The sequence below is a fragment of the Streptomyces sp. NPDC033229 genome (assembly GCF_055576875.1).
In genome coordinates, this window is sequence record NZ_JBVIQR010000001.1 from 480,795 (window position 1) to 486,794 (window position 6,000).

3 protein-coding genes and 6 pseudogenes are annotated in these 6,000 nt (G+C 68.6%); 6 read left to right on the forward strand and 3 right to left on the reverse strand.

Annotated features, from left to right (window positions below):
• Positions 1-95: 95 nt before the first annotated feature.
• Positions 96-614, forward strand: a pseudogene (locus ACZ53N_RS01855) (TetR/AcrR family transcriptional regulator); the annotation flags it as partial.
• A gap of 18 nt (positions 615-632) precedes the next feature.
• Positions 633-998 (forward strand): annotated as a pseudogene (locus ACZ53N_RS01860) (IS110 family transposase); the annotation flags it as partial.
• Positions 999-1,569: 571 nt separating this feature from the next.
• On the opposite strand, the gene ACZ53N_RS01865 reads toward ACZ53N_RS01860, so the two are convergent.
• Both ACZ53N_RS01865 and ACZ53N_RS01870 read right to left on the reverse strand, forming a co-directional pair.
• Positions 1,570-2,190: a hypothetical protein gene (locus ACZ53N_RS01865; protein ID WP_469139014.1), complete on the reverse strand. Its 621-nt coding sequence runs from the start codon at positions 2,188-2,190 to the stop codon at positions 1,570-1,572.
• A 767-nt stretch (positions 2,191-2,957) separates the two neighbouring features.
• Positions 2,958-3,200, reverse strand: a pseudogene (locus ACZ53N_RS01870) (arsenic resistance protein); the annotation flags it as partial.
• 458 nt (positions 3,201-3,658) lie between these two features.
• On the opposite strand from ACZ53N_RS01870, the pseudogene ACZ53N_RS01875 reads away from it, so the two are divergent.
• Both ACZ53N_RS01875 and ACZ53N_RS01880 read left to right on the forward strand, forming a co-directional pair.
• Positions 3,659-3,772: pseudogene (locus ACZ53N_RS01875) on the forward strand (IS630 family transposase); the annotation flags it as partial.
• Positions 3,773-4,056: 284 nt separating this feature from the next.
• Positions 4,057-4,314, forward strand: a complete 258-nt coding sequence (locus ACZ53N_RS01880) for a hypothetical protein (RefSeq protein ID WP_469139015.1) — start codon at positions 4,057-4,059, stop codon at positions 4,312-4,314.
• A gap of 692 nt (positions 4,315-5,006) precedes the next feature.
• On the opposite strand, the pseudogene ACZ53N_RS01885 reads toward ACZ53N_RS01880, so the two are convergent.
• Positions 5,007-5,117, reverse strand: a pseudogene (locus ACZ53N_RS01885) (transporter); the annotation flags it as partial.
• Between the two features lie 100 nt (positions 5,118-5,217).
• On the opposite strand from ACZ53N_RS01885, the gene ACZ53N_RS01890 reads away from it, so the two are divergent.
• Positions 5,218-5,637: a hypothetical protein gene (locus ACZ53N_RS01890; RefSeq protein WP_469139016.1), complete on the forward strand. Its 420-nt coding sequence runs from the start codon at positions 5,218-5,220 to the stop codon at positions 5,635-5,637.
• Between the two features lie 273 nt (positions 5,638-5,910).
• Positions 5,911-6,000: pseudogene (locus ACZ53N_RS01895) on the forward strand (IS5/IS1182 family transposase); the annotation flags it as partial.

A 6,000-nucleotide genomic window follows, 5' to 3' on the forward strand; every position in this document is an offset into this window, starting at 1 on the left:
GTCACGCCCGGCACGGCGAACTCGGCCCAGCACACACGGAGAAGCTTCGTCGCCGCATCCTCCCTCCAGCGGTTACGCAACGTGTCAGCGCACCGGTGCTCGACGCCGCCGTCGAGATGGCCTCCACTGATGGGCTGGACGGGCTGACGCTGGGGCGCCTCGCCGACCGGCTGGGGGTGAGCAAATCCGGGCTGTTCGCCCACTGGCCCGACAAGGAAACCCTCCAGCTGGCAGTGATCGACCGCGCCCGCAGGCAGTGGGCCGAGCACGTGGTGAGCCCCGCCCTCGGCGGACGCGGCGGAGTACGCGCGCTGTGGGCACTGCACGAACACAGGCTGGACTTCTACGCCAGGGGGACTCTCCCCGGCGGCTGTTTCTTCGTCGCCGCACAGACCGAATTCGACGACCGGCCGGGCCCGGTCCAGGACTGTCTGAGCGCCCAACTTCGGGAATGGGCAGACCCGTTGGTTCCTCTTGTGCAGGACGCGGTCCGGGCGGGCGAATTGCGCCATGACACCGCACCCGACCTGCTTGCCTACGAATTCGACGCGCTCGGCCAGGCCGCCGTCACCCGATCCCGGCTACTGGACCGGGAAACGGTCTTCACCCACGCCCGCGCCTCGTTCCTGCTGCGCACTCGCACCGTCAACCGCCTCCGCGCCCAGCTCACCGGCATCTTTCCAGGCCTGGAGCGCTCGCTGGACCTGACCAACACCGGGCCTCTCGTTTTGCTGACCGGCTACCAGACCCCCTGGACCATCCGCCGGATCGGAAAGAAGCGGCTTGAGACCTGGCTCCGCCACCGCCAGGTCGTCCGGGCCGATCGGATCGCCGAGACAGCCGTCCAGACCGCCGGACGTCAGCACACAAGCCTGCCCGGCGAAAGGCTCACCGCACAGATGGTGCACACGTTGGCGAAGGAGGTGATGGCCCTCAACCAGCAGATTGCTGAGATCGACAAACGCATCGAAGAACGCTTTCGCGACCACCAGACGTTTGAACCCTCCTGCGCGACGGCCGATGCTACGAACCCACGCCGCCCATCGCTGTCGCAGCTTGACAGACGGCCTTAGGAATCAGTCAGTTGGAGAAGCGCCTGTCCCGCGAGCTGGGCGAGCAGGCCTGGCGGTAGTCGGGCCTCGGCGCGCCCACCGACATCGAGGAGCTTCAGCAAACGATCACTCGGCTCGAGCAGCGCAACGTCGAGTTGACTGGGGCTCTGCAGGAGAGCCAGGCCGATCTGGCGGCGGCCCGGGAAGCCGATCGTGAGCTGACCCGGGCGCTCAACCAGCGTGGACAGCAGGCCGGATCAGGCCCGCCCCACGTCCGCAGTGATGCAGGTGAGGCCGCGGGCCTGTGCAGATGCAAGTGGCTCGGTCCGCCACCACCGCCCATTGGAATCGGAGGGCCGGCGCGGGGCTGTCAGCGGCTTGTGAGGGCCGCGTACACCGCTTCCCGGCCGGTGCTGACGGCGGCGGGGGTAGCTCGGTGCGCCGGCGACCCCCGTCTCAGGGTGCTGTTCGGCATCTGGGGGCACACTGCGCCGTCATCCATGGGCTGCGTTCCGCCTCAGCCAAGCACCGAAGTCGCATCGACGCGGCCCTCGAGTGTGGCCAGAGCGTTCCCGCTGGATACCGGCGCAGCACCGAACGCCCGGGTGAAAGCGGCCGCCCCGCCGTCGGTGAGCCGTGTGTCGAAAGGCCGCCCCTCGACACCCCCGGCATAACCGGGTGAAGGAGGGATGACGGTGAAATCGCTTACGTTCATGGTGTAGGTGGTCATGTTGACGTTCTGAAGTACTTCATCCCCCGTTACCAGGTCGGCGGAGAACCTGCGGGCGGTCAGGTCACCCGCCAGCTTCGTCATGCGCAGCGCCCGACCGTCCGATGTCCGCGTGAAGGTGATACCACCGTCGAACGTCCCCTTCCTCGAGGACGCATCAAGACTGATCCTCCCTGCGGTCGGCATCCGCACGCAGGGCGTCGCCCGCGAGGAATCAAGGCTCGCCGGCGCAGCGGCCGACACCGCCACTCCGCTCGCCTTCAACTGCTCCGCAGCAGCAGGCGACAGACACCACGTGGCAACACCCTTTACAGGAACCTCGACTCCCACGGCCCCGGCAATCGACGCGGCCGCAACAGCAGCAGCCCCGAAAGCGAATACAGAAAGCACCACGGCACGACGACGCATGGGAGCCCTTTCTCCGGAGGGGCTCAGGATGCACTGCCCACAGTGTTGATCCATCCAAGGGATGTAACGACCTGGAGTTAACTCACTCGAACAGCCGACAGTAGTGACGCAGCGTGCCTTCCCTGTGAACGCCCCACGTAGTTTCCCCAGCCAGCGACCGGGGGATCCTCGGTCTCCTGTTGATCAGGGCAACCGGCCGGGCTCAGCCACCTCGCGCCACAGGGGAGCACGAGATATTCCGTGTCGGTGAACCGCTGGGCGCCCACAGCACGGACCTGGGCTACTGCCGGTGAGGATGCGGGCGCTGGCCGGTGAGCGGAGGCGAACACGACCTCCTGGACCTCCTTCTACGGGAGGTCTTGGCCCGGGGCGATGCTTGCGGGAACGTAGTGGGTGCGATCGGATGTGAGGATGACGGTGGGGCGAGGGGGCCGCCCAGGCGATGGCCCTTCCCGTTGTGCTGGGGAGTGATGTTGGACCATTCGAGGTTCCCGGCGCTCATCCATCTGAGGGCGTCCAGGTACGCGGCGATGTCGTCGCTGTGTCCTGGTGCCCGGGCGCGAAGCTGTTCGCAGAGTCGGTGGAAGTCGTCTTCGAATCGGTGGACATCGGCGGGAACGGTGAACCCGGCCACCACGGTGTCGGTCGGAGCGACCCCGGCTGAGCATCCATGTCGGTGACCACAGCCGCAGCGTCCCCGTCAGCACTCGCCGGATGAGGGGTCAGGCCGGTGTGAGCCGGAAGATCCGCAAGCGGCGCCCCGAACGTTTGGCCGCGCGTGCGGCGAGCAGGGAGGTGAACATCGCGGCGACCACCAGCGGGACCACGACGAAGTTCACCACCACTGCGGCGGACAGGAACCGGCCGTCACGTAGGCAGCGGACCAGCTCGGCGGCCGGGACCCGGAGGAAGGTGACGAACAGCAGCGCGACGAGGACCGGGTTGATCGCGTGCTCCAGCCCCGGCCTGAGGCTGGGCGCTGTCCAGCCGAGCAATCCGCTGGCGGCCATCGCCGCCAGGTAGATTGCGACTTGTGTGTTCCCGACCCCCGCCTCCTGGCTCAATCACCCTGGCGCGTTGTCCTGACCCTGCCCCTGGTGCAACCTTGCTGGGCCCGCGAGGATCAAGAGATGCCCACGGATCTTGTCAGCGGACAGACCCGCGCCTGCATGCGCGAGATCAGCGCCCACCTCGGCCCCAACCGCCTCCGCCCCTGCTGGCAAGGGAGCGGCTTCACCCCCGGCCCCTCGAGGGATACCTCCGGCATACGGCTTCCTCGCGCAACAGTGGGCCTACGAGCACCCCGGCGACGCGCCCGGCGGGAGGGAGCCGGTTGAGCTGCGCGTCGGCGTCGTGTGCTCCTTGCGGGTCTGGCGGGCGCTGCGCAAGACGATGCTCAGGGAGATGTGCCCCGAGGGGAATGCCCCCCCATGCCTGCCGGGTCCCTTGGATTGCCCTGTGAAGAGTCAGCACCGACGAACACGCCGCGCTGGCCCGCCCGCGCCTGGAACGGATGCGGTGCCGCCCCGGCCTGCTCGACGGATTCAGCGCCGAGACCGGCCTCATCCCGGCCCCGCCGTAACGTCACCCCGAACCGGAATCCTCAGTAGCCGCTGAGAGCCTGGTTCAGCCCCGGGCCGTTGACGTTACTGAGACAGCGCCGCAGCACGTGGAGGTGCACTCCGCCACCGCCAGCTCCACCCGGTGGCTGGTCTCTTCCGCGGCCAGTGGAATTCCCGGGCCCTGCCACCCCCCAGTGGTCGGTGATGCCTTCGGGGAAGACGTCACCCCCGTCTACCTCCCCGCCTGCCGGTCCGTGATCCCCTTGCCCCGCCCCGGCGCGAGGTTCCAGAGAAGGCCCGGGAGGTGGGACTCCGCCCGGAGGCTCTGGAGGCGGTGCATCTCTGCCTTGCCTTGACCGACGACCTTCACCGGCCTCCCCCGCCCGGCCTGGCCGATGCCGTACGGGCAGCACAGCGTGCCGGCTCGGGCAGTGGCCGGCGGCTGCACCTCACCGACCCACAGTTGGACTCCGTCGCGTACGCGTTCTGGCTGGAGGCCCGCGCCCACGCCGTGGGCCCCCGAACCACCTGGCCCGGCCGTTCGACAGCCAGTACAAGCTGACCAGCCGCACCCCGTGAGCGCACCTGCCGATATGGCAAGCTGCCTCGCGAGGGGGCCCCGCCCTTGCAGCGACGCGGAACACGCAGCCGCTGCCCAGGCGGTTTAGGCGTACCTGAGCGTTCCTCACCCTCCACTCCGGTCGGGTCAGCCAGCCTGACGGGAAGCTGGGCACCTACGAGCATGTGACCGTAGCGGACGGCGTCAGCGTCGTCGCCGTCAACACCCAGGGCGAAATCGCCTTCGTCGAGGACGGCTGCTGTCTTCAAGGACGCCCTGTCCCCTCTGCCTGGCGGCGTTATCGCACCCGGCGCGACCTGAACGAAAGCCGGCCACGGTGCGACGCCACCGAGGTGGACATGACCGTGAAGTGGCTCCCACTGGAGACGGCCGTGCAGTCCGTTCAGGCAGGGATGATCCCTGAGGCTGGAAGCGCGCTCGGGATTCTCCTGGCCGCACGGAGCGCCCCACCCGTTGCTCATGCCGCCTGCTGTCACTCTCCGTTACGTCATCCGGTCGTCGGCAGTGGCGTGCGGCGCCCCGGCCGGCGTGCTCAACGTTCCCCGCCCGGGAGGCGACGAGTGCCGAGCCGCGTTCGATTCTCCCCAGATTCTCCCCAGCGGCCGGATCTGCCGTTCAGGACGTGCCGCAGCTGCCGCGTGAGGGCGCGCGGACTCTGCCCCTGGGCTGGTTACTCAGAGCCAGTCACGCCGCTTGAAGATGAAGTACAAACTGGTGCAGACAACCGCCATCAGGGCGATCGCGAAGGGGTATCCGCCCACCCAGTGCAACTCCGGCATGTGGTCGGACCCCGGACATTAGTACGCTCCCCGTACGGCTGCGCCAGGTCGTCGCCGTGTGCCTGGCCACGGAGCCTGGAGCCCGGCCACCGACCCCATCCCCGCATTGTCGCGCGGGCCACACGCCTGGCCGCCCGAGGTGGCCGAGTTGATCGCCACCGAGCGGGAAGAACCGGCCGAACAGCCCCCTGCTGCCGAGGAGACAGCGATACCGGAGCCCGGGCGTGGCCGGCTGCGGCGTGTCGTTCTAGCCACCGTCTTCGCCGTGGCCATAGCCGTCGGTAGCGCGATCGTCACGGCCCTAGTCTTGGTCCCGGGTCACCACGACGGCACCCGCACCGCCGAAGCGCCCCTGGCCACCCGGCCGACGCTGTGGCATCCGACCCACGACACACCCGGTGAGGCGTCACAACCGCCCGCTCTGGAGCAGTCCGGGGAAGTGGAGCCGTCCACCAGCCAGGCCCCGGCCCCGGTCACCACGGAGCCGAGTAGAAAGCCCGGCGCGATCGCCGACTGCAGGGGCTAGCCGCTGAGCGAGCCCGTTGCGCTGACGCTCACCTGTGGGGACGGCAAGACCACGCTTCACGACCTCACCTGGAGCGGTTGGGGAGAGCCCACGGCCACAGCCCAGGGCATGCTGTCGGATGTGGTCTGCGTGCCCAGCTGTGCCGACCGCCGCGAAGTGTGGTCTCGCGCCACGGTAACCCGCTCCGGGCTAGAGGTTGTCCCGTAACTGGTGGGGTGGTTGGTGCGTTGGTTGGGCATGGGTGGGGTGATCTCAGCGGATGATCCGTAGTGGATCGAGCCGTTCTCCGGTCTGACCGAGTCGCAGTTCACCAGGCTGGTCGCGTTGGTGCGGCGTCGCGGTGGCGACATTCAGCGCGGCCGT